Source organism: Pseudomonas graminis (assembly GCF_004364335.1).
Taxonomy (GTDB): Bacteria; Pseudomonadota; Gammaproteobacteria; order Pseudomonadales; family Pseudomonadaceae; genus Aquipseudomonas; species Aquipseudomonas graminis_D.
Genome location: NZ_SOCR01000017.1, coordinates 82,991 through 109,456, shown reverse-complemented (window position 1 = coordinate 109,456; position 26,466 = coordinate 82,991). Strand labels below are relative to the sequence as shown.

Annotated in this window: 21 protein-coding genes; 12 read left to right on the top strand and 9 right to left on the bottom strand. The window is 60.2% G+C overall.

Annotation, left to right across the window (positions count from 1 at the left end; translation table 11 throughout):
- The first annotated feature begins 182 nt into the window (after positions 1-182).
- From EC919_RS25545 to ccoM, 3 genes are all read left to right on the top strand, one after another.
- Entirely contained in the window at positions 183-530 is a 348-nt protein-coding gene (locus EC919_RS25545; protein ID WP_133777074.1) for an aspartate-semialdehyde dehydrogenase, read from the top strand.
- Between the two features lie 66 nt (positions 531-596).
- A complete protein-coding gene (locus EC919_RS27240; RefSeq protein WP_166650630.1) occupies positions 597-758 on the top strand; it encodes a hypothetical protein in 162 nt (53 codons plus the stop codon).
- 134 nt (positions 759-892) lie between these two features.
- Positions 893-1,009 carry a cytochrome c oxidase subunit CcoM gene (gene ccoM, locus EC919_RS27615; RefSeq protein ID WP_279587571.1) on the top strand — a complete coding sequence of 39 codons (117 nt, stop codon included), beginning with the start codon at positions 893-895 and terminating at the stop codon, positions 1,007-1,009.
- Positions 1,010-1,444: 435 nt separating this feature from the next.
- Here the strand turns inward: ccoM and EC919_RS25540 are convergent, their stop codons facing one another.
- Both EC919_RS25540 and EC919_RS25535 read right to left on the bottom strand, forming a co-directional pair.
- Positions 1,445-1,915, bottom strand: a complete 471-nt coding sequence (locus EC919_RS25540; protein WP_122536645.1) for a MaoC family dehydratase — start codon at positions 1,913-1,915, stop codon at positions 1,445-1,447.
- Between the two features lie 40 nt (positions 1,916-1,955).
- On the bottom strand, positions 1,956-2,900 hold the full coding sequence (locus tag EC919_RS25535) for an alpha/beta hydrolase (RefSeq protein WP_133777073.1): 945 nt from the start codon (positions 2,898-2,900) through the stop codon (positions 1,956-1,958).
- Between the two features lie 226 nt (positions 2,901-3,126).
- Here EC919_RS25535 and fadD2 point away from each other — a divergent pair, with 226 nt between their 5' ends.
- From fadD2 to EC919_RS25515, 4 genes are all read left to right on the top strand, one after another.
- Positions 3,127-4,815, top strand: coding sequence for a long-chain-fatty-acid--CoA ligase FadD2 (fadD2, locus tag EC919_RS25530; RefSeq protein WP_133777072.1), 1,689 nt, complete (start codon positions 3,127-3,129; stop codon positions 4,813-4,815).
- Positions 4,816-5,171: 356 nt separating this feature from the next.
- Positions 5,172-6,869, top strand: a complete 1,698-nt coding sequence (gene fadD1, locus EC919_RS25525) for a long-chain-fatty-acid--CoA ligase FadD1 (RefSeq protein ID WP_133777071.1) — start codon at positions 5,172-5,174, stop codon at positions 6,867-6,869.
- Between the two features lie 297 nt (positions 6,870-7,166).
- The gene (gene hrpA, locus EC919_RS25520) at positions 7,167-11,078 is read left to right on the top strand and encodes an ATP-dependent RNA helicase HrpA (protein WP_133777070.1); all 3,912 of its coding nucleotides are present in this window, start codon (positions 7,167-7,169) and stop codon (positions 11,076-11,078) included.
- 409 nt (positions 11,079-11,487) lie between these two features.
- Positions 11,488-12,609 carry a beta-ketoacyl-ACP synthase III gene (locus EC919_RS25515; protein WP_133777069.1) on the top strand — a complete coding sequence of 374 codons (1,122 nt, stop codon included), beginning with the start codon at positions 11,488-11,490 and terminating at the stop codon, positions 12,607-12,609.
- Between the two features lie 355 nt (positions 12,610-12,964).
- Here the strand turns inward: EC919_RS25515 and EC919_RS25510 are convergent, their stop codons facing one another.
- Complete coding sequence (locus tag EC919_RS25510; RefSeq protein WP_133777068.1) at positions 12,965-14,284, bottom strand: putative porin; 1,320 nt, start codon at positions 14,282-14,284, stop codon at positions 12,965-12,967.
- A 279-nt stretch (positions 14,285-14,563) separates the two neighbouring features.
- Between EC919_RS25510 and EC919_RS25505 the strand changes: the two genes are divergently transcribed.
- Positions 14,564-15,691, top strand: a complete 1,128-nt coding sequence (locus EC919_RS25505) for a GNAT family N-acetyltransferase (RefSeq protein WP_133777067.1) — start codon at positions 14,564-14,566, stop codon at positions 15,689-15,691.
- A 296-nt stretch (positions 15,692-15,987) separates the two neighbouring features.
- On the opposite strand, the gene EC919_RS25500 is transcribed toward EC919_RS25505, so the two are convergent.
- The 3 genes from EC919_RS25500 to EC919_RS25490 all read right to left on the bottom strand — a co-directional run bounded on the left by EC919_RS25500 (position 15,988) and on the right by EC919_RS25490 (position 20,048).
- A complete protein-coding gene (locus EC919_RS25500; RefSeq protein WP_133777066.1) occupies positions 15,988-17,820 on the bottom strand; it encodes an ABC transporter ATP-binding protein in 1,833 nt (610 codons plus the stop codon).
- A 187-nt stretch (positions 17,821-18,007) separates the two neighbouring features.
- The gene (locus EC919_RS25495) at positions 18,008-18,565 is read right to left on the bottom strand and encodes a peptidylprolyl isomerase (protein ID WP_133777065.1); all 558 of its coding nucleotides are present in this window, start codon (positions 18,563-18,565) and stop codon (positions 18,008-18,010) included.
- A 556-nt stretch (positions 18,566-19,121) separates the two neighbouring features.
- Complete coding sequence (locus tag EC919_RS25490; protein ID WP_133777064.1) at positions 19,122-20,048, bottom strand: LysR family transcriptional regulator; 927 nt, start codon at positions 20,046-20,048, stop codon at positions 19,122-19,124.
- A gap of 50 nt (positions 20,049-20,098) precedes the next feature.
- On the opposite strand from EC919_RS25490, the gene EC919_RS25485 reads away from it, so the two are divergent.
- From EC919_RS25485 to EC919_RS25475, 3 genes are all read left to right on the top strand, one after another.
- Positions 20,099-20,413, top strand: coding sequence for a 3-phosphoglycerate kinase (locus tag EC919_RS25485; RefSeq protein WP_133777063.1), 315 nt, complete (start codon positions 20,099-20,101; stop codon positions 20,411-20,413).
- 391 nt (positions 20,414-20,804) lie between these two features.
- Positions 20,805-21,671, top strand: a complete 867-nt coding sequence (locus EC919_RS25480) for a carboxylate/amino acid/amine transporter (RefSeq protein ID WP_133777062.1) — start codon at positions 20,805-20,807, stop codon at positions 21,669-21,671.
- A 152-nt stretch (positions 21,672-21,823) separates the two neighbouring features.
- Positions 21,824-22,060, top strand: coding sequence for a hypothetical protein (locus EC919_RS25475; RefSeq protein WP_133777061.1), 237 nt, complete (start codon positions 21,824-21,826; stop codon positions 22,058-22,060).
- A gap of 120 nt (positions 22,061-22,180) precedes the next feature.
- Here EC919_RS25475 and EC919_RS25470 read toward each other — a convergent pair whose 3' ends face one another.
- Both EC919_RS25470 and EC919_RS25465 read right to left on the bottom strand, forming a co-directional pair.
- Entirely contained in the window at positions 22,181-23,101 is a 921-nt protein-coding gene (locus EC919_RS25470; RefSeq protein WP_133777060.1) for an alpha/beta fold hydrolase, read from the bottom strand.
- A gap of 22 nt (positions 23,102-23,123) precedes the next feature.
- Positions 23,124-24,044: an alpha/beta fold hydrolase gene (locus EC919_RS25465; RefSeq protein ID WP_133777059.1), complete on the bottom strand. Its 921-nt coding sequence runs from the start codon at positions 24,042-24,044 to the stop codon at positions 23,124-23,126.
- Positions 24,045-24,158: 114 nt separating this feature from the next.
- Here EC919_RS25465 and EC919_RS25460 point away from each other — a divergent pair, with 114 nt between their 5' ends.
- Positions 24,159-25,115 carry an AraC family transcriptional regulator gene (locus tag EC919_RS25460; protein WP_133777058.1) on the top strand — a complete coding sequence of 319 codons (957 nt, stop codon included), beginning with the start codon at positions 24,159-24,161 and terminating at the stop codon, positions 25,113-25,115.
- Between the two features lie 31 nt (positions 25,116-25,146).
- Here EC919_RS25460 and EC919_RS25455 read toward each other — a convergent pair whose 3' ends face one another.
- Positions 25,147-26,322 (bottom strand): PrpF domain-containing protein, encoded by a 1,176-nt coding sequence (locus EC919_RS25455; RefSeq protein ID WP_243842343.1) that lies wholly within the window; start codon positions 26,320-26,322, stop codon positions 25,147-25,149.
- Between the last annotated feature and the right edge of the window lie 144 nt (positions 26,323-26,466).

Below are 26,466 nucleotides of genomic sequence, written 5' to 3'. Positions count from 1 at the left end.
AGCCGACTATGTTAACGGAACAAGGCGCCCAGGCCAAAGCCACATTGTAAAAACGCCCGGATATATTGGGTGGCGTGCCTGAGGCGGGCACTTGCTGCGAAAAACATAGTCGAAACTCGCGCTTGAATCGGCTCAAGTCGACGAAACGGCAGCCGACAGCTTGATAACAGGAGACCATTACCATGCTGCCACCGCTGATCCCACTGAGCGCGGCCCCCGTGACTTCGCAGCTGGACCCGGTCAAACCCACCCCGGACATCCCGCCGGTAACGCCGATTCAAAAAAGTTCGAGCGAAACCAATATCGACATGGGCGAACGTGACCGCGAGCAGGCCGAATTGCTGCTGCGCGAAGAACAACGTCGCCATCAACGCCGCCGCAGCGACCGGCGCGTGGCTGACCGCCATCCGGTTATTGAAGAAGGCCCGGCCATTCCCGGGGATTTCCTCAACGCCGACGACACGGTGCCGGTGGTGCCGATCATCGACGACGAGCCGCGCCAGGGTCTGTGGGTCGATCTGAAGGTCTGAGGCGCTGGTCAGCGCCGCCTCGATTGCGCATTATTGGCGGCAACAGGTATTCACGAGCGATACGCCATGAGCGATGACGAAAAACTGGTAGACCTGAGCGCCGAACGCGCCAAGCGTGTTCACGACCTCAATGACAAACGGCTGAACGAAGTCCGTAGCGCTTTCGAGCAGGCCATGCCGTTGGGCAAGGGCAAGAAGAAAGCCAAGAGCAAACCGAAAAAACGCTGATCCCGCCTTCCGCTCATCCCCCGTCTGCCGGCTGCTGTTTGCGATTCACGCCGGCATTGACCTGAGTCAATGACCGACGCCACGCCTCTGGTTAATCTGCGCCCATCAAACAGGCTCGGGCAGAAGGAGTGCGCATGTTTCTCGACCACGCAGTGATAGCCGGCGTCATGGCGGTAGGGCTGACGATGGTGATTTATTCGAGCGTCGGACTGTTCATCTGGAGAGACTCACCCCGGCGCTTGAGACGCTGAGTCTTCAATACAAAGAGCACGCAAGGCATTTTGGGCGACTTCGGTTGCCCATTTTTTTTGCGTGCTGATTGCTGATGGCATTTGCTGCCGGATACGGAATAAAAATGCTCTGCGCGCGCTGTCTCCCTCAACTCGGATAAGTACACCTTGTAGGAGCCGGCTTGCTGGCGAACGCATTTGTTCAGACGCTGGATGGGTGACTGCCAGATCGGGTTCGCCAGCAAGCTGGCTCCTACGGATCTGTGCAGGTCGCAGGTATAGCGTTAACGCTAATCCAGCCGGATCTATGCATGGCGCAGGTTTCAGCGTTAACGCGAATTCAGTGTAGGAGCGCGCTTGCCCGCGATGGCGGTGGGTCATTCAGCACAGCGATGGCTGAACACACCCGTTCGCCAGCAAGGTGAAGCACCACCCCGGCGGCTCCTACAGGCCCCCTCAACCTACGGTGATGGGCGGCAACTCGGCCAGGGTCACGGTCTGCAGCTTGCGCGGCGCGAGGATTTCGGCCTCGCCATCCACCACCAGCTCATCGTTCTGATTGAACACGCGAGTGGCGATGCGCACGCGGAATTTCGGCAGTTTCTCAAGGATTTCCAGGCGCACGGTCAAGGTGTCGCCGATCTTCACCGGCTTCTGGAAGGTCATCTGCTGGCCCAGGTAAATCGTGCCCGGGCCAGGCAGTTCACAGGCCACCGCCGCGCTGATCAAAGCGCCGCTGAACATGCCGTGGGCGATGCGATCCTTGAACATGCTTTTGGCCGCGAACTCGGCGTCCAGGTGCACCGGGTTGCGATCACCGGACATCTCGGCAAACAGCTGGATGTGACGCTCCTCGACGGTTTTGCTGTAGCTGGCGGTCTGGCCGACTTCAAGGGCTTCGTACGGCGTGTTGGTGACTTGGGTCATGGGGTGTCCTGTGACAGTTAGGAAAGATGAACCACTGACGTCATTCGCTGCGGCGCGGCCTTGACTGCTGCAGCGCCCGGTCAAGCCAGGCAAGCAGGTCACGGATGACTTCCTCACGATTGATCTCCAGGAAAATCTCGTGACGCGCCTGCGGATAGACCTTCAGCGTAACAAACGGGTGGTCGGTGCCGCTCAGAGCGTCGGCCAGATGCGTGAGACGCTTGCCATCGCTCACCGGATCACATTCACCCCCAATAATCAGGATCGGCAGTCCGGGATCGATCTGCGCCAGGTTCGAACGCTTGCTGATCTGCTGCAGGCCACCGAGCAGGTCCATCCACAACTGATTGGTACAGCGAAAGCCACACAGCGGGTCGTTGCTGTAGGCGTCGACCTCGGCCGGGTCGCGGTTGAGCCAGTCATGGCAGGTGCGCGCAGGCTTGAAGCGTTTGTTGAACGAGCCGAACGACAGGTGTTCGATCAACGCGCTGCGCCCGGTCGGCCCTTGCCGCCAGCGTTCAATACGGGCGACCAGCGCTGCCGAGCGATAGAACGTGACCGGATGGTAATTCGAGCCGCTGAGGATCGCGCCCTGCAAACTGGCGCTGTGGTGCAGCAAATACCCCTGGGCGATGTAGCTGCCCATGCTGTGACCGAGCAGGAACACCGGCACGCCCGGATGGCGCACCGCAACCGACGCTTTCAGCGTGGCGAGGTCGCCGACCACTTTGTTCCAGCCATCCTGATCGGCGTAATGCCCCAGGGTGCCGTACGAGGCCGAATGGCCGTGACCCCGTTGATCGGCGGCATACAAGGCGAAGCCTGCCCGCATCAATGCCATCCCCAGTCCGTCGTAGCGCCCCGCGTGTTCAGCCATGCCGTGGGAAAGCAGAATCACCGCCCGGGCATTGCCCATCGGCCTCCAGGCATGCACATAGAGGCGACTGTGGTCTTGAGCGTCCAGCCAAAAAGCTTCGTGTTCCATCGCGTTTTCCTGGCCCCTGTAAAAAGTTGTCTCAAAAAACGCAGTGGCGAGCGCTTTGCTTGAGTGTATAGCGGTAGCCGGATGGCAGGCTGGTTACCCGCAAGATTCACACCGGTGATGACGTGTCGGCGACTATTTGCCTTCTATGCCATAGCTGCTAACGTCCGGCAAACGCCCGTTTAAATACCACGGGGCCAGTACACTCAGGTAAGAGGATAAAAACAACATGCAACCTGAATTCTGGAACGACAAGCGCCCCGCTGGCGTTCTTTCTGAGGTGGACCTGCAGGCGTACGCATCGGTGGTCGAGGTGTTCGAGCGCAGTTGCCGCCAGTACGCCGATCGGCCGGCCTACAGCAACATGGGCGTCACCCTGAGCTACGCCGAGCTTGAGCGCCAATCGGCGGCGTTCGCCGGTTACCTGCAACAGCAGACTGACCTCAAACCCGGCGACCGCATCGCCGTGCAGATGCCCAACCTGATCCAGTACCCCATCGCCGTATTCGGTGCAATGCGCGCGGGCTTGATCGTCGTCAACACCAACCCGCTGTACACCGCCCGGGAAATGCGCCATCAGTTCAAGGATTCCGGCGCGCGTGCATTGGTCTATCTCAACGTCTTCGGCAAGAACGTGCAGGAAGTGCTGCCGGACACCGACATTCAGTACCTCATCGAAGTGAAGATGGGCGACATGCAGTCGGCGGCCAAAGGCTGGCTGATCAACACGGTGGTCGAAAAGGTCAAGAAGCTGGTGCCGGCGTACCACTTGCCCCAGGCCATCCCGTTCAAGCGTGTGCTCAAGCTGGGCAAGGGGGATCGTCTGCAACCGGTGCCGTTGGCGCTGGACGACGTCGCCGTGTTGCAGTACACCGGCGGCACCACCGGTTCGCCGAAAGGGGCGATGCTGACCCACGGCAATCTGGTCGCCAACATGCAGCAGGTCTATGCCTGCATGCTGCAGCATGGGCCGGACGGGCTGCCGATCTTCAAGCAGGGCAGCGAGATCATGGTGGCGCCGCTGCCGCTTTATCACATCTATGCGTTCACCTGTAATTGCATGTGCATGATGGTCAGCGGCAACCATAACCTGCTGATCACCAACCCGCGGGACATCGGTGGCTTCATCAAAGAGCTGAAGAAGTGGAAGTTCTCGGCGATGCTCGGCCTCAACACGCTGTTCGTGGCGCTGATGGACCATCCCGAATTCAAGAACCTCGATTTCTCAACGTTGCGCCTGACCAATTCCGGTGGCACCGCACTGGTCAAGGCCACCGCCGAGCGCTGGCTGCAGTTGACCGGCTGCGCCATCGTCGAAGGCTACGGTTTGACCGAAACCTCTCCCGTCGCCACCGCTAATCCTTACGGCAATCAGTCCCGGCTGGGTACGGTGGGCATGCCGGTGCCGGGCACCACGGCGAAGGTCATCAGCGACGACGGGGTCGAACTGCCCGTGGGTGAGCGCGGCGAGCTGTGCCTCAAGGGCCCGCAGATCATGCTGGGTTACTGGAACAAGCCGGAGGCGACCGCTGAAGTGCTGGACGGCGAAGGCTGGCTGAAAACCGGCGATGTCGCGGTGATCGATCCGGACGGGTTCATTCGCATCGTGGACCGCAAGAAGGATCTGATCATCGTCTCGGGCTTCAACGTCTACCCGAACGAGATCGAGGACGTGGTTTCGCGGCATCCGAAAGTCGCGAACTGTGCGGTGATCGGCGTTCCCGACGACCGTTCGGGCGAAGCTGTGAAGCTGTTCGTGGTGCCGAGGGATGCAACCCTGACCAGCGAGGAGTTGAAGGCATACTGCAAGGAGAACTTCACCGGTTACAAGATTCCCAAGCAGATCGTGCTGCGTGAGTCGTTGCCGATGACGCCTGTGGGGAAAATTCTGCGGCGGGAGCTACGGGATATCGCCTGATCCCGCGGCGATTGCTCATCGGCTTCTAACCCAGGAATAACGGCGTGTTAATCACGCCGTTTTTTTTGCCTGGTATTTTGCGGATGGATTTAATCTGACCGCGTAAATGAACATCGACGTAAGACATTTCCGACATTTAGGTTCATTGCTCTAAACGTGACCGTTACATATTCAAGAGTCAGGTATGTGACTGGAGAGCCCGCTTTTGGCTCTAGGCGGCCTCTGGCAAAGCTGATACGCTCGCCCCGCTTTTTGTACCTTCGGTCAACAAAAAGCAGTGACTACACAATTCCAAACACAAGAAATCATCGCATCAAGCGGTGTGTAGAAACGCTGTCGCTGAGGAGTCGGCTTTTATGCTCGAAAACTTCTGGAAGGATAAATATCCGACAGGTATCGCCGCCGATATCGATCCGGATCAGTATCCGAACGTACAGGCCGTATTGAAACAGTCCTGCGAGCGTTTCGCCAACAAACCTGCGTTCAGCAACCTGGGCAAGACCCTCACCTACGGCGAAATGTACGCGCTGTCCGGTGCCTTCGCTGCATATCTGCAACAGCACACTGACCTGCAACCCGGCGATCGCATCGCCGTGCAATTGCCCAACGTGCTGCAGTACCCGGTGGCGGTGTTCGGCGCCATTCGTGCCGGGCTCATCGTGGTCAACACCAACCCGCTGTATACCGCGCGGGAAATGGAACACCAATTCAACGACTCCGGCGCCAAGGCGCTGGTCTGCCTGGCGAACATGGCGCACCTGGCCGAGAAGGTCGTGCCCAAGACCGGCGTCAAGAACATCATCGTCACCGAAGTCGCCGACCTGCTGCCTCCGCTCAAGCGCCTGCTGGTCAACAGTGTCATCAAGTACGTGAAGAAGATGGTCCCGCCGTTCCACTTGCCCAAGGCGGTCAAATTCAACGACGTACTGGCCAAGGGTCACGGTCAGCCGGTCCGGGATGTTTCGCCGAAGGGCGACGATGTTGCGGTGCTGCAATACACCGGCGGCACCACCGGCGTGGCCAAGGGCGCGATGCTCACCCACCGCAACCTGATCGCCAACATGCTGCAATGCCGGGCGCTGATGGCGGCCAACCTCAACGAAGGCACGGAGATTCTGATCACGCCGTTGCCGCTGTACCACATCTATGCGTTCACCTTTCATTGCATGGCAATGATGCTGAGCGGCAACCACAACGTGCTGATCAGCAACCCGCGGGACCTGTCGGCGATGGTGAAAGAGCTGTCGAAGTGGAAGTTTTCCGGCTTCGTCGGGCTCAACACGTTGTTCGTCGCGCTGTGCAATAACGCCGATTTCCGCCAGCTGGACTTCTCCTCGCTCAAGCTCACCCTGTCGGGTGGCATGGCGCTGCAAACGGCGGCGGCCGAGCGCTGGAAAGACGTGACCGGCTGCTCGATCTGCGAAGGTTACGGCATGACCGAGACCAGCCCGGTGGCGTCGGTCAACCCCTTCCAGAAGATCCAGATGGGCACCATCGGCATTCCCGTGCCCTCGACCCTGTGCAAGACCATCAACGACGCCGGCGAAGAGCTGCCGTTGGGTGAAGTGGGCGAGCTGTGCATCAAGGGCCCACAGGTGATGAAGGGCTACTGGCAAAACCAGGCCGCCACCGACGAGATGCTGGACGCCGACGGTTGGTTGAAGACCGGCGACATCGCGATTATCCAGCCGGATGGCTACATGCGCATTGTTGATCGCAAAAAGGACATGATTCTGGTCTCGGGCTTCAACGTGTACCCGAACGAGCTGGAAGACGTGTTGGCGACCTTGCCGGGCGTGCTGCAGTGCGCGGCCATCGGTCTGCCGGACGAGAAATCCGGCGAAGCGATCAAGCTGTTCGTGGTGTGCAAGCCGGGCACGACCCTGAGCAAGGATCAGGTCATGGAGCACATGCGCGCCAACGTCACTGCTTATAAAGTGCCGCGCAGCGTTGAATTCCGCGATGCACTGCCGACCACCAACGTCGGCAAGATCCTGCGCCGGGAACTGCGTGACGAAGAGCTGAAAAAGCTGGCGCTGAAAAAGCCGGCGTAAGTCAGCGCTCATCACCACAGACCCCGCCAGCGTGCGGGGTTTGTTGTTTGAGGCGTACACGCGATTGATGCCCTGATCAAATCCGTAGGAGCCGGCTTGCTGGCGAACCCATTGGTTCAGTCACCTCTTTGTTGCTGATGCTCCGCGTTCGCCAGCAAGCCGGCTCCTACAGGGTTGGCGTGCCGTTCAGTGAATGAATCCACGCCCACAAACAGCTTTGATCCGAGACCTGCATCCGCCCCGCCAAATCTGCGACAATCCGCGCCCTGCATTCAGATAGAAAGATTCCGCGCCCTGATGACCGACGATTCGACCTCCATCGACCAACTCTTCAAGAACCTCGACCACGCGATGATCAGCGATCGTCATCGCTTGCGCCGGCAATTGCATGAGCTGCGCAAGAAACCGGACGAGACGAAGCTGGCGCAGTGGGTCGAGCGCGTGCAGGCATCGTGCGCCCGTGTAGTGAGTCGCGCGCAGAGCGTACCCGCCATGCGCTACGACGAAAACCTGCCCATCGCCGCCAAGCGCGACGAGATCAAGAAAGCGATTCTTGAGCATCAGGTGTTGATCATTGCCGGCGAAACCGGCTCGGGCAAAACCACTCAGCTGCCTAAAATTTGCCTGGAAATCGGTCGCGGTCAGCACGGATTGATTGGCCACACCCAACCCCGCCGTATTGCGGCGCGCAGCGTCGGCAGCCGGGTCGCCGAAGAAATCGGCACGCCGCTGGGCGGGCTGGTGGGTTATCAGGTGCGCTTCGAAGATCAGAGCGACGAAAACACCCTGATCAAGCTGATGACCGACGGCATCCTGCTCGCCGAAACCCAGCACGACCGCTACCTTGAGCGCTACGACACGATCATCGTCGACGAAGCCCACGAACGCAGCCTGAACATCGACTTCCTGCTCGGCTACCTGAAAACCCTGCTGCCCCGGCGCCCGGACCTGAAAGTCATCATCACCTCGGCGACCATCGACCTCGAACGCTTCTCCGAGCATTTTGACAAGGCGCCGGTCATCGAAGTCTCGGGCCGGACTTTCCCCGTGGAGACCTGGTACCGGCCGATGACGGCCCAGCAGGACGAAGAGGGCAACAGCATCGAGGAAGACCTGACCGTGGATCAGGCGATTCTTGCCACGCTGGACGAACTGGCCGCCTTCGAACGCAGCGAGCGCAAATCCCCCGGCGATGTGCTGGTGTTTCTGCCCGGCGAGCGGGAGATCCGTGACGCCGCTGAAATGCTGCGCAAGGCGCAACTCAAGCACACCGAAATCCTGCCGCTCTACGCGCGCCTGTCGCCGGCCGAGCAGCAGCGAATTTTCCAGTCGCACCCGGGCCGTCGTGTGGTGCTGGCGACCAACGTCGCCGAAACCTCGCTGACCGTGCCGGGTATTCGCTACGTCATCGACACCGGCACCGCGCGCATCAGCCGCTACAGCTACCGCGCCAAAGTGCAGCGTTTGCCCATCGAAGCGATTTCCCAGGCCAGCGCCAACCAGCGCAAGGGCCGTTGCGGTCGGGTCGAGCCGGGGCTGTGCGTGCGCTTGTACAGCGAAGAAGATTTCCTCTCGCGGCCCGAATTCACCGATCCGGAGATTCTGCGCACCAACCTTGCCGCGGTCATCCTGCAGATGCTGCACCTGCGTCTGGGTCAGATCACCGATTTCCCGTTCATCGAGCCGCCGGACGGCAAAGCGATCAGTGACGGCTTCAACCTGCTGCAGGAGCTGTCGGCGGTCGACCGCGAGAACAACCTGACGCCGATGGGCCGTCAGCTGGCGCGTCTGCCGGTGGACCCGCGCATGGGCCGCATGTTGCTCGAAGCGGCGAAGCAGGGCAGCTTGCAGGAAGTGTTGATTGTCGCCAGTGCGATGTCGATTCAGGACCCGCGCGAGCGTCCGCCGGAGCGTCAGCAGGCTGCCGACCAAGCCCACGCCCAGTGGAAAGATCAGGACTCCGACTTCGCCGGGCTGGTCAATCTGTGGCGCGGCTTCGAAGAACAGCGCCAGGCCCTGACCGCCAGTCCGTTGCGTAACTGGTGCCGGCGCAACTTCCTCAATTACCTGCGCCTGCGCGAGTGGCGCGACTCCCATCGTCAGCTCAGCCTGATCTGCCGCGACCTGCAACTGACCGTCAATAAAGAGCCGGCCGATTTCCCGAAATTCCACAAAGCGGTGCTCTCGGGCCTGCTCAGCCAGATCGGTCAGAAGACCGAAGACGGCGACTACCTGGGCGCGCGTCAGCGGCGGTTCTGGGTGCATCCGTCATCGGGGCTGGGCCGCAAGCGTCCGCAATGGATCATGGCCGCCGAGCTGGTGGAAACCACCAAACTCTATGCGCGCATGGTGGCGAAGATCGAACCGGACTGGATCGAACCCCTTGCCGGGCACCTGATCAAGAAAAACCACTTCGAACCCCATTGGGAAAAGAAGCGCGGCCAGGTCGTGGCCTTCGAACAGATCACCCTGTTCGGCCTCATCGTCGTTGGCCGTCGTCCGGTGCATTTCGGGCCGATCGATCCGGTGGTATCCCGCGAGTTTTTCATCCGCGAAGGGCTGGTGCGCGGTGAAATCCAGTCTCGGGCCAAGTGTCTGACGGCCAACACCAAGCTGTTGGAGCAGCTCGACGAACTGGAAGCCAAGGCGCGGCGCCGCGACATTCTCGCCGACGAAGAAACCCTGTACCGCTATTACGACGAACGCTTGCCGGCGGATATTCACCAGACCGCGACGTTCGACGCCTGGTACCGGATGGAAAGCCAGAAGAACCCGCAGTTGCTGATCATGCGCGAGGAAGATGTGCTCGCCCGCGAAGCCAGCGAAGTTACCGCCAACCAGTATCCGGACACCTTGCGCCTGGGCGAACTGACCCTGCCGCTGACCTATCACTTTGAACCGAACCACCCCCGCGACGGCGTGACCCTGCGGGTGCCGGCGCCGCTGTTGCTGTCATTGCCGGCCGAGCGCCTGGAGTGGCTGGTGCCGGGGCTGCTGGAAACCAAATGCGTGGCGCTGGTGCGCAATCTGCCCAAGGCACTGCGCAAGAATTTCGTGCCGGTGCCGGACTTCGTCAAAGCCGCGCTGCAGCGAATGGTCTTTGCCGAAGGCTCGCTGCCTCAGGCGTTGGGCCGCGAGTTGCTCCGCATGACGGGCGTGCGGGTGACCGACGAAGCCTGGGCGGAAGCGGCGCAGCAGGTGGAAAGCCACCTGAAAATGAACCTTGAAGTGGTCGACGCCAATGGCAAGTTCCTCGGTGAAGGTCGCGAGTTGGATGAGCTGACCGCGCGGTTTGCCGAGGCCGGACAGGCTGCATTGGCGGTGCCGCAATCGGCGAAAGGTCAGCAGCCGGTCGAAGCCAAGGGCTTCGCAAAGGTGGCCGAGAAGACTCAACAGCAGATTGCCGGCCTGTCGATGACGGTGTACCCGGCGCTGGTGGAAGAGGGGGGCGCGGTCAAGGAAGGGCGTTTCTCCACTCAGGCCGAAGCCGAGTACCAACACCGTCGAGCGCTGCAGCGGCTGTTGTTGCAGCAATTGGCCGAGCCGACCAAGTTCCTGCGCAGCAAGTTGCCGGGCCAAACCGAACTGGCGTTGCTGTACCGCGATCTGGGGCGCGTCGATGGGCTGATCGAAGACATCCTGCTGGCGAGTCTCGACAGCTGCATCCTTGAGGGCGAAACAACGTTGCCGCGAGACGGTGCCGGCTTGCTGTCCCTGGCCGAGCGCAAGCGTGGCGGTCTGACCGAACATGCGGAGCGGCTGGCAAGGCTGACGCTTGAGATTCTCAAGCTGTGGCATGGCCTGCAAAAGCGCTTCAAGGGCAAGATCGATCTGGCCCAGGCCGTGGCGCTGAACGACATCAAAGGCCAGCTGAGCAAGCTGGTGTATCCCGGCTTCGTCCGCGAAACGCCGGCGGTGTGGCTCAAGGAACTGCCGCGTTACCTCAAGGCCATCGAACTCCGTCTTGAGAAGCTCGGCAGCCAGGCGCAGAAGGACCGGGTCTGGAGCATCGAACTTGGGAATCTCTGGGCGCAGTACCAGACCCGCGCCGACAAGCATGCCCAGGAAGGCAAGCGCGACCCGGAGCTGGTGGTGTATCGCTGGTGGCTGGAGGAATACCGCGTGTCGCTGTTCGCGCAGCAACTGGGGACCAAAGTGCCGATCTCGGACAAGCGCCTGAACAAGCAATGGACGCAAGTCGAGGGGTGATGCCTTAACGGGTCCTGCATTCAGCGCACATCCTTGTTTTGATCGGGACCTATTGTAGGAGCGCGCTTGCCCGCGAATGGCGGTATGTCAGGCGACTCATATGCCACAGACAGACCCCATTCGCGGGCAAGCGCGCTCCTACAGTGGATCTGCGGCATCCAGCGGAAGATCGTGCGGCATTCGGAGCAGGGATCACTGCCCCGTTCGTATCACCCGATAGCGCGAAATGGCGGCCGTTATGGCAAACTTCGCGGCTAAACGTCATAGCGCCATAAACATCCGTCGTCCGCCAAGCGGGTTGCTGCCTCGTTGCATTGGGACCTTCGTCCCAGATCGCCAACGCCCCCGCTTGTGCTGGCTGTTCAGCTGCTGCCGTCAATGGGCTGCTTTTATCTCGAGAGGAACGACCGTGTACGAAGTCGTGATCAGTGGCACCGGGCTTTTCACCCCCGCCAACAGTATTTCCAACGATGAGCTGGTGCAGTCTTTCAACACCTACGTTGCCCGGTTCAACGCCGAAAATGCCGCCGCTATCGAAGCGGGAGAGGTTCAGGCACTGACGGAATCCAACGCGGCGTTTATCGAAAAAGCCAGCGGCATCAAAAGCCGTTATGTGATGGACAAGGACGGCATTCTCGATCCTCAGCGCATGAAGCCGCGCCTGCCCGAGCGTTCCAATGACGAATGGTCGATTCTCTGTGAGATGGGCGTTGCCGCGGCCAAACAGGCCCTGCAGCGTGCCGGCAAGACTGCGGCTGATATCGATGGCGTAATCGTCGCCTGCTCCAACCTGCAACGCGCATACCCGGCGATCTCCATCGAAATCCAGGCGGCGCTGGGCATCCAGGGCTTCGGCTTCGACATGAACGTGGCGTGCTCGTCGGCCACGTTCGGCATTCAGACAGCTTGCAACAGCGTCAAGCTGGGCCAGGCCCGCGCGCTGTTGGTCATCAGCCCCGAGATCTGCACCGCTCACCTTAATTTCCGCGACCGTGACAGCCACTTCATCTTCGGTGATGCGGCCACGGCGGTGGTGGTCGAGCGCGCTGACCTGGCGACCTCAAAGCATCAGTTCGACATCGTCGGCACCAAGCTGCTGACCACACTCTCCAACAACATCCGCAACAACTTCGGTTTCCTCAACCGCACGGCGGAAGAGGGCGAAGGCAAGCAGGACAAGCTCTTCGTGCAGGAAGGCCGCAAGGTGTTCCGCGACGTTTGCCCGATGGTCGCCGAACTGGTGGCTGCGCACCTGGACGAGAACCGGCTGAACATCGGCGACGTGCAACGGTTCTGGCTGCATCAGGCCAACCTGAGCATGAACCACCTGATCGTGAAAAAACTGCTGGGCCGCGACGCCACGGTCGAAGAAGCCCCGGTGATCCTCGACCGCTACGCCAACACCAGCTCCGCGGGTTCGGTGATCGCGTTTCACGAACACCAGGACGACCTGCCAAGCGGCGCGCTGGGCGTGCTCAGCTCGTTCGGCGCGGGGTATTCGATTGGTAGCGTGATTCTGCGCAAGAAATAACGCGCCCTGAATGACCGCGGTTGATGATGTAGGCGCTTGGAATGACCGCGGTTGATGACGTAGGAGCGTGGCTTGTCCCGCGATCTGGCGCGCAGCGGCAGCAACACAATGAATGCGTTGTGTCAGCAAGAATGGCGTGGCGGGGTTTAACGACTGCTGCGCAGCCGATCGCGGGACAAGCCACGCTCCTACAGAGTTCGGCGTATGGCATCGCAACAAAAAAGCCCGGCGTTGCTCTGTCGGAACGGATGATGGGGATCCGACAGGGTAACGGCGGGCTTGAGTTTTTTAGCAGCTTCAAACGGCAGCAGCGCGCCGTTTGAAGCTTTTAACGTGCAGCTTTTAACCGTCTTTCTTAGAACTTCGCCAGCACGTCCAGTTGCAGCGTGTTGGCATCCTGATCACGCGGCAGAGCAGAAGTGGCGAAGTCTGCTTTGGTCAGGAAGTACGTTGCGCCGACCGCGAAGTTCTTGTCGATGTCGTAGGAAATGGCCAGCTTGTGACCGCGCGAACCGGTAGTGCCGTTGGCGAAATCGGAGTCGGTGAAAGCACCCACCACAGCGTTGCGCTGCGTATCGCGGTAGTTGTAGTCCAGACCGAAACCGAACACCTTGGTTTTCACACCGGCCAGCCAGGCGGTGTCTTCGTCGCTGTTGGTAGCGCTGTTGACCACGTACTGACCGTACAGGCCGACCGGCACCACGAAGCCGGTCAGGTCCAGTTGACCAAAGCCTTCGTACAGACGGAAGTCGGTGGTGTTGTTGCCGTTGATGCTCAAGCCACAGAACGTCGTGCTGGTGCTGGCAGCGGCTGGATTACAGTCGTTGGAGTTCTCGTAGTTGTACACCGAACCGCCGACCGTCATCTTCACGTTGTCGGTGATGGCGATCCGCGTCCCCAACTGAGCCGCGTTCAGGCGCAGGTCGTTCTTGAACTGCGTACCTTCGCCGCTGATGTTGTCCTTGAGGGTGTAGGTACCGGCGCTGCCGAACAGCTCGAAGCCCTTGTTGATCGGCAGGCTGTAAGTCGCGGCCAGACCTTCGGGGTTGATGTCGTTGTCCCAGATCACGTCGCCTTCGCTGACCCATGGCTGAGCCATCTTGCCGGCGATGACGTGCAGGTTCTGGATGGCAGTCGGGTGGTAGTCGATGAAGCCCTGATCCAGCCACAGGTCTTTCTTGGTGAAGTAGTCGTTCTGGTCAACGTTGGTGGAGTTGGCCTTGTTATCGCCACCGGTGGCGATGCGGATACCGGTGCTGACTTGCGGGTTGATCTCGCTGTAGGCACCGAGACGCACGCGGATACGCTGACGGTTTTTGTCCTGGCTGTTGTTCTGGTCTTCAATCTTGACCGTCTCCTGCCGAACGCGAACGTCGCCTTTGAATTGAGTCTTCGCTGCCCATGCCACTTTCTGCTCAAAGGCAGACAGCTCGGAGGACTTGGCAGCGGTGGCAGCGGCGATCTGGTCGGACGTGGCTTTCTGGGCCTGTTGCTGAGCCAGCTGATCTTTACTCAGCTCGGTCTGCAGTTCGGCGTACTGGGCGGGTGAAATCGAGCCGTTGGCCTTGAGCATGTCGAGCAGTTTCGCGTCGACTGCGGCGCTGGCCGGAACGCTCATGGCCAGCAGCACACCACCACACAGGGCTGCCGCAGTTTTCGTGGAAGCAAGACGCATATCAATCTCCGTAATCGAGAAGGGATGACCGAATCATCCGGGGATCAACCGACCAAAGGCGGGCGGGAAAAAGTCCGAATTCTTAGAACCTCTGGCTCTAAAAACTGGCGCCAGTATTGCCAGCGTTTATGACGAAACGGTGGCGAAGTGATGTCATGTCAGTGACATGTGAAAATTTCGTTGGACCAGCGGGCTAGAGCGGTGCGGTGTGTAATTTCATGTGCAGAACAAGTGAATAGGTGATACTGCGCGCACGTCGGCGCGACCTGGAGTGGTGAGATGTCGTTACACCGTTTGGATAGACTGTCGGACCTTGCGCCTGAGCAGTGGGATGCCCTGATACCTGGCGATTCACCCTTTCTGCGTCATGCCTTTCTCAGCTCCCTGGAAGACAGCGGCAGCCTCGGGCCCCGTTCCGGCTGGCGCGCCGAGCACTTGCTGCATTACGAGGGCGAGCAACTCATCGCTGCGCTGCCGGCGTACCGCAAGTGGCACTCTTACGGCGAGTACGTCTTCGATCACGCCTGGGCGGACGCTTGCCGTCGCGCCGGTCTGGCCTATTACCCCAAGCTGCTGGTGGCGGTGCCGTTCAGTCCGGTAAGCGGGCCGCGGCTGTTGGCGAAGACACCCGAGGATGGTCGCGAACTGCTCGCCTGCCTGCCGGGCTATGCCCAGGGCGAGGAGCTGTCCAGCGTTCACGTCAATTTCACCGACCCGGTCGCTGACGCGCTGCTTGCCGAACAACCCGGCTGGCTGCAGCGCATCGGCTGCCAGTACCACTGGCAGAACCGCGGCTATCGGGATTTTCAGGATTTCCTCGATGCCTTGAGCTCACGTAAGCGCAAGCAAATGCGCAAGGAGCGCGAGCAAGTGGCGGGGCAGGGCTTTGATTTCGACTGGCTCGAAGGGCACGAGCTGAGCGAGGCGCATTGGGATTTCGTCTACGCCTGCTATTCCAATACCTACGAAGTGCGTGGGCAAACGCCTTACCTCACGCGGGAGTTCTTCAGCCTAGTCGCCGAGCGCATGCCCGAGGCGATCCGTGTGGTGCTGGCGCGTCAGGGGGCACGCCCGGTGGCAATGGCGTTCAGCCTGATCGGCGGCGACAGTTTCTACGGTCGCTACTGGGGCTGCCTGGCGGAGTTTGATCGGCTGCACTTCGAGACGTGTTTCTATCAGGGCATGGATTACGCGATCGCCCACGGTTTCAAGCGCTTCGACGCCGGCGCCCAGGGGGAGCACAAGTTGATTCGCGGCTTCGAGCCGGTCATCACCCACTCGTGGCACTACCTGGCGCACCCGGGATTGAGAGAAGCAGTAGCGGATTTTCTGACCCAGGAACGGGCGGGGATTCTGGCCTACGCCGAAGAAGCGCGCGGGGCGTTGCCGTATCGGCAGATTGAGTGAATATAGAGCGGTCTGCGAATCTACCTACAGATCTGGATTCAACACAGATGTGAGTTTAGCTGGAGATCAACTGTAGGAGCGCGCTTGCCCGCGATTGCGGTGAGTCAGCTAAGTATCCAGTGGCTGACACTTTGCGTTCGCGGGCAAGCGCGCTCCTACAGGGATTTTGTCTCGGTCATGCATGCGGCGACCGTCTCGGGGCTTGCTAGCGAAGGCGATTGTTCAGCCACCTCAGTGGCGAATGACAGATCGGGTTCGCCAGCAAGCCGGCTCCTACGGTTTGCGCGATGTCTTGATCAATCGACCCCGACAAACCCACCCGTCTGATGCGCCCACAACCGCGCATACAAACCTTTATGCGCCAGCAGCTCCGCATGGGTTCCGCTTTCAGCGATGACGCCGTTCTCCAGCACGATCAGACGATCCATCCGCGCGATGGTCGACAGCCGGTGAGCAATCGCGATCACCGTCTTGCCCTGCATCAGGGTTTCCAGGCTCTCCTGAATCGCCGCTTCCACCTCCGAATCCAGCGCTGAAGTCGCTTCGTCCATGATCAGGATCGGCGCGTCCTTGAGCAGCACGCGAGTGATGGCGATGCGCTGACGCTGACCACCGGACAGCTTGACGCCGCGTTCGCCCACATGGGCATCCAGCCCGGTGCGGCCCTCGGAATCCGTCAACAGCGGGATGAACTGGTCGGCGCGGGCCTTGCGCATGGCTTCCCACAACTCAGCGTCGGTTGCATCCGGTTTGCCGTACAGCAGGTTGTCGCGGATCGAGCGGTGCAACAGCGACGTGTCCTGGGTGATCATGCCGATGTGCGAACGCAGGCTCTCCTGCGCGACGTGGGAAATGTCCTGATCGTCGATGAAGATCCGCCCGCCTTGTACGTCATACAAACGCAGCAGCAGATTCACCAGGGTGGATTTACCGGCGCCCGACGGCCCGATCAATCCAATCTTCTCGCCCGCCTTGATGTTCAGGTTCAGGCCGTGAATCACGCCCTTGCCCTTGCCGTACTGAAAGTTGAGGTCCTGGAACTTCACCTCGCCACGGCTGACGGTCAGCTTCGGCGCCGCCTCCCGATCGGTAATGCCCACCGGCTGCGCAATGCTCTGCAGACCATCCTGAACCATGCCGATGTTTTCGAAAATGCCGTTGACCACCCACATGATCCAGCCGGACATGTTGACGATGCGAATCGCCAGACCGGTCGCCAGCGCAATCGCGCCCACCGAAATCAATGACTGGGTCCACAGCCATAGCGCCAGGCCCGTGGTGGTAACAATCAGAATGCCGTTGAGCGTGGTGATCACGGTGTCCATTTCCGTAATCACGCGGCCTGCCAGCTGGGTTTTCTCGGTCTGTTCGCTGATGGCCTCGCGGGCGTACTGCTGCTCCGAATTGGTGTGAGCAAACAACTTGAGCGTCGTGATATTGGTATAGCCATCGACGATGCGGCCCATCAGTTTTGATCGCGCGTCGGAGGAGATGACCGAGCGAGCTTTCACCCGTGGTACGAAGTACCACAGCGCCAGAATGAACGCGAAGATCCAACTCAGCAGCGGAATCATCAGGCGCCAGTCGGCCTCGGCGAACAGCACCAGCGCGCTGATCGAATAAATCAGCACGTGCCACAACGCATCCACCGATTGCACCGCCGAGTCACGCAGCGCGTTGCCGGTCTGGACGATGCGTTGGGCGATGCGCCCGGCGAAGTCGTTCTGGAAGAAATTCAGGCTCTGCTTGAGCACGTAACTGTGGTTCTGCCAGTTGATCATGCTGGTCATGCCGGGGCTGATGGTCTGATGCACCAGCAGGTCATGCAGGGCGACAAAAATCGGCCGCAGCACCAGCGCGACGACCACCATCCACGTGAGCTCGAACGCATGTTCACGGAAGAAATTAGGGTTGGGCGTGCCCTGGGCCAGATCGATGATGCGGCTTAGGTAGCTGAACAGCGAGACTTCGATCAGCGCGCCGATCAGTCCGACCACCAGCAGCGCGGCGAAACTGGGCCACACCTGACGCAGGTAATACACGTAGAACGACGTGACGGTGTTGGGCGGGGCGGCGGTGGGAGCTTCGCGGAAGATATCGATCAGCTGTTCAAAACGGCGATAGAGCATTGGCAATGACGCCCACGCTTGAGCGGGCTCTCCTTTGAATGGGGGGATATGCAGCGGCTTGAGAGCAGCTCAATGACAGTCTTCGGTTCAGACCACATGAAAACGCGATTGCTCACGCTGATTCAAGGACCGTCGCCTGAAAATGCAAAAGCCGGGCAGGCGCCCGGCTTTTGCGCCTGCGAAAGGCTTAGTTCACGCGCTTGGCCGTCTTGATGTAGATCGGGTCCAGCGGCACGTTCTGCATGCCGCCCTTGTTGCCGGTCTGCACGTTGACGATCTGGTCAACGATGTCCATGCCTTTCACGACCTTGCCGAACACCGCGTAACCGTAGTCACGGGTGCCGTGGTCGAGCATTGCGTTGTCGACGACGTTAATGAAGAACTGGCTGGTGGCCGAGTTCACGTCCGAGGTCCTTGCCATGGCGACGGTGCCGCGCACGTTATGCAGGCCGTTATCGGCTTCGTTCTTGATCGGGTCGTTGGTGGGCTTCTGTTGCATCTGCGCCGTAAAGCCGCCGCCCTGAACCATGAAGCCCGGGATCACGCGGTGGAAAATGGTGTTGTTGTAGAAGCTGCTGTCGACGTACTTGAGGAAGTTCTGGGTGCTGACGGGCGCCTTGTCCTGGTTCAGCTCGATTTCCACATCGCCGAAGCTGGTGGTCAGCACAACGTGAGGCGCCGGAGCGGCCATCAAATTGCCGGCGAACAACACGGCAGCGGCGGAGAGGGCGATTTTCTTCAGCATGGGCAGAGTCCTGAAATTGATGTCGACTGCGGAAAAACAGGACGTAAGGGAAGCACGTTTGCGGGAATTTGCACAGTGGGGGCACGCCACGCGCTGATTTCAGTGGGACCGGCTTCAGCCGGGAAAGGGCCGGACCGAGCACCCTCAAATTTGCGGTGTGACGCCCGACGCCTTCCCGGCTAAAGCCAGTCCTACAGGGGAACGCTGCGTATTCGTAGGACCGGCTTTAGCCGGGAAGAGGCCAGCATGATCACCCTCAAATTTGCGGTNNNNCGCCTTCCCGGCTAAAGCCAGTCCTACAGGGGAACGCTGCGTATTCGTAGGACCGGCTTTAGCCGGGAAGAGGCCAGCATGATCACCCTCAAATTTGCGGTGTGACGCCCGGCGTTTTCCCGGCTAAAGCCAGTCCTACAGGGGAACGCTGCGTATTCGTAGGACCGGCTTTAGCCGGGAAGAGGCCAGCATGATCACCCTCAAATTTGCGGTGTGACGCCCGACGCCTTCCCGGTTAAAGCCAGTCCCACTGAAAACACGCGTTTCGCCAATGACCCTTTGTTCACAGCATCTGCTGCGGCACCGGGAAGGGCACATCCAGCGGCGCGGTATCGAAACTCTGGATCAGCTCAATCAGAATCTGCGTCGCAGGCCCGAGCGGTTTGTCCTTGCTGGAATAAAGATAAAACGTCGGATGCCGGCTGCCGCCCTTGTCCAGCGGCAGGATCTTGAGCAGCCCCTCCTGAATCTCCCGCTCGATGATGTGGCGCGGCAGCCAGGCAAAGCCCAAACCGCTGCTGACAAACGCAGCCGCCGTAGCAAGGCTGCCCACCGTCCAGCGCTGTTCGGCGCCGAGCCAGCCGACATCGCGCGGCTGGTTGCGCCCGGAGTCACGAATCACCACCTGCAACTGGCTTTCGAGGTCCTGGAAATTCAGCTCACGTTGCAACTGATGCAGGGCGTGGCCGGGGTGGGCGACGGCGACGAACTCGACCTTGCTCATCTCATTCCCTAGATAGCCCGGAATACTGAAGCCACTGATGGCGAGATCGGCTACACCTTCCAGCAACACTTCCTCCACCCCCGACAGCACTTCCTCACGCAGCCGCACCCGACATCCGCGGCTCTGCGGCATAAAGGCTGTCAGCGCCCGCACCAGTCGAGCGTTCGGGTACGCAGCGTCGACCACCAGACGCACCTCGGCTTCCCAACCCTGTTCCATGTGGTGGGCCAGGTCTTCCAGCTGGCTGGCGTTCTTCACCAGTTGCCGCGAGCGCCGCAACAACACCTCGCCGGCCTCGGTCAGCACGGCTTTGCGGCCGTCGATGCGCAACAGCGGAACGCCGAGCTGGTCCTGCATCCTGGCGACGGTGTAGCTGACCGACGACTGCGAACGGTGCAGCGCTTCGGCGGCCTGAGCAAAGCCGCCATGGTCGACAACGGCTTGCAGCGTGCGCCATTGATCAAGGGTCACGCGGGGCGCTTTCATCTCTCGCTCCTGTTGTCCTAAGCTGGCGGTCCCTGAATGGAGACTGCCCCATGAAAATAATCTGTTGTGTGCTGCTGGCGATGCTGCCGCTGAGTGCGTTCGCCTACCCGATCGACGTCGAAAAAGACATCAAGGGTGTGCAGGTCGACTACAACAGTCATGACGTCGCCTACGACATCGGCAATATCACCCTGAATAACTTTGGCGATGTTCCCGCCAAGTGCAGCGTGGTCTTTCGCAACGGGCCGGAAGCCCCGCGCACGCGCCGTGTCCAGGTCGCGCCGAAGAGCAGCACCGAAGTCACCGCCAAGTTCACCCGCGACATCGTCAAACTGCGCATCTCCCTGAGCTGCGAGCCTCTATAACCCGCGCCTCAGCGTCGATGGAGCGTACTTCGGCTTCGTCGATAAAACAAATTCTTAGATGGGTTCGGGTCGATAGTCGTCTTCTTTGATCGAGACGCTTGCCGCAGGTAGGCCGAGGGGGATTGTCCTCCGAACGCTGGTCCGGGATCGGATCCGACCCCTTAATCGCCCGTTAATCCCGCCGCCTGATGATGCTCGCGTTCATCGACACTCCATTGGCACTCGTTCGCTCCTGAGTGCATTGCCCGATCGACCCGCAGGACTGCGCCGGGTCGATCGGTTTTTTTCTTTTCGGCTTCGGGATTGCCGCAAACGGGTGTCCGGCCGACCTGTTCAATAGACACGCCATGGCCAACCGGCTAAGGTCGCCGCCTTCAAAAAAGGGGCAACCATGGGCTATCTACTTTTCGTGACGCTGATTCAGGCGTTTTCCTTCAGCCTGATCGGCGTTTATCTGGCCGGGCACGTCGATAGCTACTTTGCCGTGCTGCTGAGGGTTGTCCTGGCCGGTCTGGTCTTCATCCCGCTGACACGCTGGCGTCGGGTTGAGCCGCAGTTCATGCGCGGCATGCTGCTGATCGGCGCGCTGCAGTTCGGCGTCACCTATGTCTGCCTGTACCTGAGCTTCCGCGTGCTGACGGTCCCCGAAGTGCTGCTGTTTACCATCCTGACGCCGCTTCACGTCACGCTGATCGAAGACGCCCTCAATCGGCGCTTCAATCCGTGGGGCCTGTTGGCGGCGTTGGTCGCGGTGCTCGGCGCGGTCATCATCCGTTACGACCGGGTCGATCCGAATTTCCTCGGCGGCTTCCTGCTCCTGCAGGTGGCGAACTTCACCTACGCCGCAGGGCAGGTGCTCTATAAACATCTGGTCGCCCGGCACCCCAGCGATCTGCCCCATTACCGCCGCTTCGGCTATTTCTACCTCGGTGCCCTGGCCGTGGCGTTGCCGGCGTTTCTGCTGTTCGGCAACCCGCAGCATCTGCCGGATGCGCCTCAACAGTGGGTGGTGTTGCTGTTCCTCGGCCTGTGTTCCACCGCGCTCGGCATGTATTGGTGGAACAAAGGCGCGTGCCTGGTCAACGGCGCCACATTGGCGGTGATGAATAACCTGCACGTGCCGGTGGGGCTGCTGATCAATTTGCTGATCTGGGGACAGAACGAGGACCTCGGCAAGCTGTTTTTAGGCGGGCTGGTGATTGTTTCATCGGTGTGGATCAGTCGGCGCAGTCTTGTTCAACGCCGGGCCGTTCCCTGAAACAGCCGGGTTAGACGCCCGGGTTAACGACATCAGCGAGGGTGATGTTAGATATCTCCATGCGTGGTTTTTCATGTCGGGATCAACCGAATAGATTGGCCCCAACGAAACAACTTAACCCACTTACCAGCCACTACGCGGAGATCTACATCATGAAAAAGTCCATCGCATTCGGTTTCGCATTGTCCATCCTGGCTACGGGTTCTGCATTCGCCAGCTCAGAGCACATTAACCAACGCGCTATCGTCAACGCTTCCAGCGCTACCGTTCTGGACAGCAAAGTCGCCAGCAAGGAAGCGGTCAAGCCCTTCGCCAACCAGACTTCCGGCACCGTGACCGTTGCTGAAAACCGTAAAGAGTTCGGTTCGAGCTACCAGCGTTATCAGTAAGGCGCTGGGTGTTTAAATACCCAAAGCATAAAAGCCCGGCAGACGCCGGGCTTTTTGTTGTTTGAATAAAAGTGCGTCGGGTTGACGCCTTGTTCACCCTAAGCTCATATCAACTTGCTTTCATATGTCATTGAATTTCTGTGCTCGCAAGAAGGGGACGAGTGCTGCCAGTACTTGTTCTGAAGCATCTTCTGGCTGCAAATGCCCACCCCGCGTCGAGCTGCCGGTAACGTCGGTTGCCCAGCTTCGCCAGATCTCGATGGGTGTCGGACGGTTATCGGCGTGGTCAGCATCAGGCCAGAGCACCAGCACTGGGCAGCTGAGCTTTCGGCATGCTGCGAAGTCTGCCTCGTCCATCGCAAGATCCTCATCCAGCGCAGCTCGGTAATCTTCAATCATGGCTTGACGCACCGAAGGTCTGCGGAATGCTGCCCGGTAAGCTTCCATGGCCGCCGCTTCGATCACCTCTCGACCCTCGGTCATCTTCTCCAGCGCAAAATCGATGAACGCATCCGGATCAGCAGCCAGCAAGCGCTCGGGCAGATCCGCCTGCTGACCAAGCAGAAACCAGTGGAACGCCTTTGTAGCGCCGCGAAAATCCATTGATGTCAGCGCATCCAGAGTCGGCACCACGGCGAGTGAGGCGAACACGGTAATCCGCTCAGGGTAATCAAGGGCCATGCGATAACCCGCCCGCGCGCCGCGGTCATGGCCGACGACTGAGAATCGCTTATGTCCAAGTTGTTCCATGAGCGAGACCAGTGCATTCCCCACGCGGCGCTTCGTCCATCGAGGTGTTGTTCGGCTGATTTGGCTCGAACCGTACCCAGGGAGATCCGGGATGATCACGGTGTGGGCCAACGCCAACGTTGGTGCAATTCGCCTCCAGGCGATGTGCGTTTGCGGGTAGCCGTGGAGCAGGAGCACTGGCGCGCCATGGCCGCCTATAACACCAGCGAAGCGGACTCCGCCCGCTTTCACGTCAAGTGGCCGGAAGTCTGGAAAAAAGGGTGTGGGTGTTGTACGTGTCAGCTCTGACATCAGGCAGCCTCCTTATCAACCCCTAGTGACCCTGGACGGCGTTCAGAGAAGTGTCCATGAACTGAGCCAGATCCCGATTGAAGCGCGGAGCTTCTTCCATGAATGGAGCATGGCCCGAGTGCTGGTACAGCTTTGTCTGAATACGTGGGTTCAGCTGCCGGGCGCGGGTGATGCTTGGCTGAACCTGAACGAGCGCATCCTTCTCGCCATACACCATCAGGACCGGCACACGTGCCTTGGGCAGTCCTTCCGCCACGCCAACGGTCATCGAGGGCGTGACGCGGGTCATCGGCCAGGATGCCATGGCAGCATTCGATAGTAGCCGCTCGAACGTCGGTGCATCCGGCTGAGTGTGGAAGCAGAGCGACAGAAAGGTGCGCACGGCGTCTAGGTGGGTTTTCAGATCCTCGGACGCCAGGCCTGCGTACACGTCGGGGTGGGCAGTGATCAGCGCGGCGTTAAGTTCGATGACGCCGTCGACGTACATGATCCCGCCAATATCAGCGTCCCCATAGGCTGCGAGGTAGTTCGACATGACCACGCCGCCTAATGACCAGCCGACCAATACCGGCTTCTTGGCGCCGGTTGCCTTGAGCACGGCGGCCAAATCATCGGCGTACCGGCGCCCGTCGGTATAAGCGTCGGTATTTTCCGGCTTGTCGGAGAGGCCATGACCGCGCAGGTCGTAGGTGATCATGCGATAGCGTTGCAACTGGGGACTGCTTGTCTGCTTTTCCCAGTTGAGTCGGCTGCCCAAGAGGCCATGAACAAAGACAATGGCAGGGCCCTGCGGATTGCCTGACTCCTGCACCGCCAGCTTGATGCCATCCGGCGCCGTCACGGTGTAGCTCGCATCTGCGGCCATGGCTAGTGAGGAGAGGCCCCCCAATAAAAGGACCGCACAGGTGCCGCGCAGCATTCGGATAAAACAAGGGTAATTCATGGGACTGCTTCCTGACTTCAGGGTGGGAAGCAAAGTCTAGGCAGGGCCATCAGGACGTTCTATGATCAAAAACACTTCTTTTTTGATCATCCGTCCTGACGTGGGCCTATCTTCATGCATCCTTCTTCCAATGCTCTAGTGAGTGAATTGCTGTCAGGCATGCGCTTGTTCGGCGTGCAATTCCGCAGAACGGAAGTTCCAGTCTCCCAGGGTATTGGCTTTAGCAACGAAGTGGGCCGGGCTCAGTTTCATTTTGCAGGGCGTGGGCCCCTCTGGTTGCGAAGCCCGGGCGGCCATCTTCATCGGCTCGACACCGGGGATGCCGTGCTCATCCCCCACGGAGGCCCCCATGCGGTATTGGCTTCTGAGGATACGCGCGCGACCGATGTGAAGCCCTTTGCTCTGGACCCCTTGGCTACGGATGACTGCAGTGAAAAGTCCCTCGCTGATCAGGAAAGAGATAGCCACGCGCCGATTATCTTCAGCTGCTGCATGACGCTGGAGCTCGGTGGGATGCAACCTCTTGTGACGGCCATGCCAGAGGTGTTGCAGGTGAGTACACTGCTTGAATCATCACCCGAAATCCGTCCCATGCTTGAAGCGATGGAGCGCGAGTCGCTAACCCTGCAAGCAGGGCACATGGGAATCCTGGCACGCCTGGCCGAAGTGGTTGCCGCGCTGATCGTCCGAGGTTGGGTGGCCGGCGGATGCGGTGGCGCCTCGGGCTGGTTGGCCGCGCTGCAGGATCCCCGGCTCAGCAGGGCGCTTGTCATGATGCACAGACACCCTGGCAAGCAGTGGACAGTGGCAGCGCTTGCAAACGAAGCCGGGCAATCCCGCTCTGTGTTTGCCCAGCGGTTTTTCCTCGCGACCGGCGTCACCCCGCTTCGATACCTGACGGACTTGAGAATGCGTCTGGCTGTTTTACGTTTGAGTCGCGAGCGTCAACCGGTTGAAACCGTTGCAAGCGAGTTGGGTTACGGGTCATTGGCCGCGTTCAGCCGCGCTTTCAAACGCTCGGTGGGCATGTCCCCGGGGACTGCGCGCGTCAGGCGCGCCAAAGCCGACTAATGGCGGGTCTCGAGCCCGTCAAGCTGCCCGCTCAATCCACGATGACCATGGATGCGGTCAGCGCGCTGGCGAGTTCGGCAGAGGCCCGGTAAAGCGGTACATAGCCTCGCATGAGGATCTGCGCACTCCGACGGTAGGCCGCGCTGGTTATTTTGATTTCGCCGCCTTCCAGCGCAGCTACCACCGTAGCGTCCAAACGCCCAGCGGGGTTTTCGATACTGACCTCGACATCGGCGAACTCAGTGCCCAAGGGCGCAATTCCCGTCGCCAGCCGGTGAGCGGTAGTGCCGGGTATCAAGCAGGCTGCCGCCAGACAGCAACCGCCCGAGACGGCCATCGATGCATGCCCGGTCTGGGGGGTGAAGTAACGAACTGCGATATTGCCGCCATTGCGAGGAGCGCCAACGATGCACACTTTCGGAATGGTTTCGCTGCGCTCGATGTCGGCACGACTCATCAATTCACCGTCCCTGCGGCGCAGACGCATCTTCAAGCCCGCTTCAATCCACACCTCTCGCAGCGCTTCCATGAAGGGCAGGTCGGCTTCAAGCTCGGCGATGGATTCGTGGCCCGTTTTGCCGAAGCTGCTTGCCTGAGCAATGACCATGGGCACCGCCACATCGACGCACGACACCTCATGCCCTGCGATGACATCCATCACCGCGCCAGTGGGTAGCAGCGCCCCGGTCTTGTTGCCGACAGGCGACTGCAAGAACAGATCGACGCCAGGAAAGGCGCCCGTCACTCCAGGAATTTCAGCGGTGGTGAAATGGCCATGTTCATCGCGTTTCATTCGCGCAACGGTCAGCACGCCCGTGTTGGTGTTCTTTAGCTCGATATCGCAGGTCTGACCCGGTGGCAGTTGGCACAAACCGGCATCGATCGCCCACAACGGCAGGGCGCTGGACATGTTTCCGCAGTTGACGCTCCAATCGATACCCGCGTGGTCGCTGGCCAATTGGGCGAGCGTACTGATCAGGCGTATGCCATGGGCTGTCTGCTCGACCCCCATCAGGAACACCTTGTTACTGGTCGCGGGTCCGCGTCCGAGCCCCGTTATCTGGCGGTTGCCGCGTTCGGTACCCGCCTGCGGGACCCCCATCAAATGTCGCAGGAGTTCAGCGCGCAGGGACTCGTCCTGTGGCAGAAGCGCCTCCCAGACCACGATGCCGGTCGACGTCCCGCCACGCATGTAATGCACGGGCATTTCCAGGACGGCTGAATGGCGTCGGATGGTTGGCCCAAATCCAGCCGGGGAATATGCGTCTTCGGTAGTCATTAGAAGCTCCGTACATGCGGGAAGTGAATCAATGACGCTCTCAAGCGGGCGATGAGCACGTTCGCTTGCTGC

Bases quoted from the DNA above. Each gene is read 5' to 3' on its own strand.
- EC919_RS25545 (WP_133777074.1), top strand. From the start codon at position 183: ATGCTGCCACCGCTGATCCCACTGAGCGCGGCCCCCGTGACTTCGCAG.
- EC919_RS27240 (WP_166650630.1), top strand. From the start codon at position 597: ATGAGCGATGACGAAAAACTGGTAGACCTGAGCGCCGAACGCGCCAAG.
- ccoM (WP_279587571.1), top strand. From the start codon at position 893: ATGTTTCTCGACCACGCAGTGATAGCCGGCGTCATGGCGGTAGGGCTG.
- EC919_RS25540 (WP_122536645.1), bottom strand. From the start codon at position 1,915: ATGACCCAAGTCACCAACACGCCGTACGAAGCCCTTGAAGTCGGCCAG.
- EC919_RS25535 (WP_133777073.1), bottom strand. From the start codon at position 2,900: ATGGAACACGAAGCTTTTTGGCTGGACGCTCAAGACCACAGTCGCCTC.
- fadD2 (WP_133777072.1), top strand. From the start codon at position 3,127: ATGCAACCTGAATTCTGGAACGACAAGCGCCCCGCTGGCGTTCTTTCT.
- fadD1 (WP_133777071.1), top strand. From the start codon at position 5,172: ATGCTCGAAAACTTCTGGAAGGATAAATATCCGACAGGTATCGCCGCC.
- hrpA (WP_133777070.1), top strand. From the start codon at position 7,167: ATGACCGACGATTCGACCTCCATCGACCAACTCTTCAAGAACCTCGAC.
- EC919_RS25510 (WP_133777068.1), bottom strand. From the start codon at position 14,284: ATGCGTCTTGCTTCCACGAAAACTGCGGCAGCCCTGTGTGGTGGTGTG.
- EC919_RS25505 (WP_133777067.1), top strand. From the start codon at position 14,564: ATGTCGTTACACCGTTTGGATAGACTGTCGGACCTTGCGCCTGAGCAG.
- EC919_RS25500 (WP_133777066.1), bottom strand. From the start codon at position 17,820: ATGCTCTATCGCCGTTTTGAACAGCTGATCGATATCTTCCGCGAAGCT.
- EC919_RS25495 (WP_133777065.1), bottom strand. From the start codon at position 18,565: ATGCTGAAGAAAATCGCCCTCTCCGCCGCTGCCGTGTTGTTCGCCGGC.
- EC919_RS25490 (WP_133777064.1), bottom strand. From the start codon at position 20,048: ATGAAAGCGCCCCGCGTGACCCTTGATCAATGGCGCACGCTGCAAGCC.
- EC919_RS25485 (WP_133777063.1), top strand. From the start codon at position 20,099: ATGAAAATAATCTGTTGTGTGCTGCTGGCGATGCTGCCGCTGAGTGCG.
- EC919_RS25480 (WP_133777062.1), top strand. From the start codon at position 20,805: ATGGGCTATCTACTTTTCGTGACGCTGATTCAGGCGTTTTCCTTCAGC.
- EC919_RS25475 (WP_133777061.1), top strand. From the start codon at position 21,824: ATGAAAAAGTCCATCGCATTCGGTTTCGCATTGTCCATCCTGGCTACG.
- EC919_RS25470 (WP_133777060.1), bottom strand. From the start codon at position 23,101: ATGTCAGAGCTGACACGTACAACACCCACACCCTTTTTTCCAGACTTC.
- EC919_RS25465 (WP_133777059.1), bottom strand. From the start codon at position 24,044: ATGAATTACCCTTGTTTTATCCGAATGCTGCGCGGCACCTGTGCGGTC.
- EC919_RS25460 (WP_133777058.1), top strand. From the start codon at position 24,159: ATGCATCCTTCTTCCAATGCTCTAGTGAGTGAATTGCTGTCAGGCATG.
- EC919_RS25455 (WP_243842343.1), bottom strand. From the start codon at position 26,322: ATGCCCGTGCATTACATGCGTGGCGGGACGTCGACCGGCATCGTGGTC.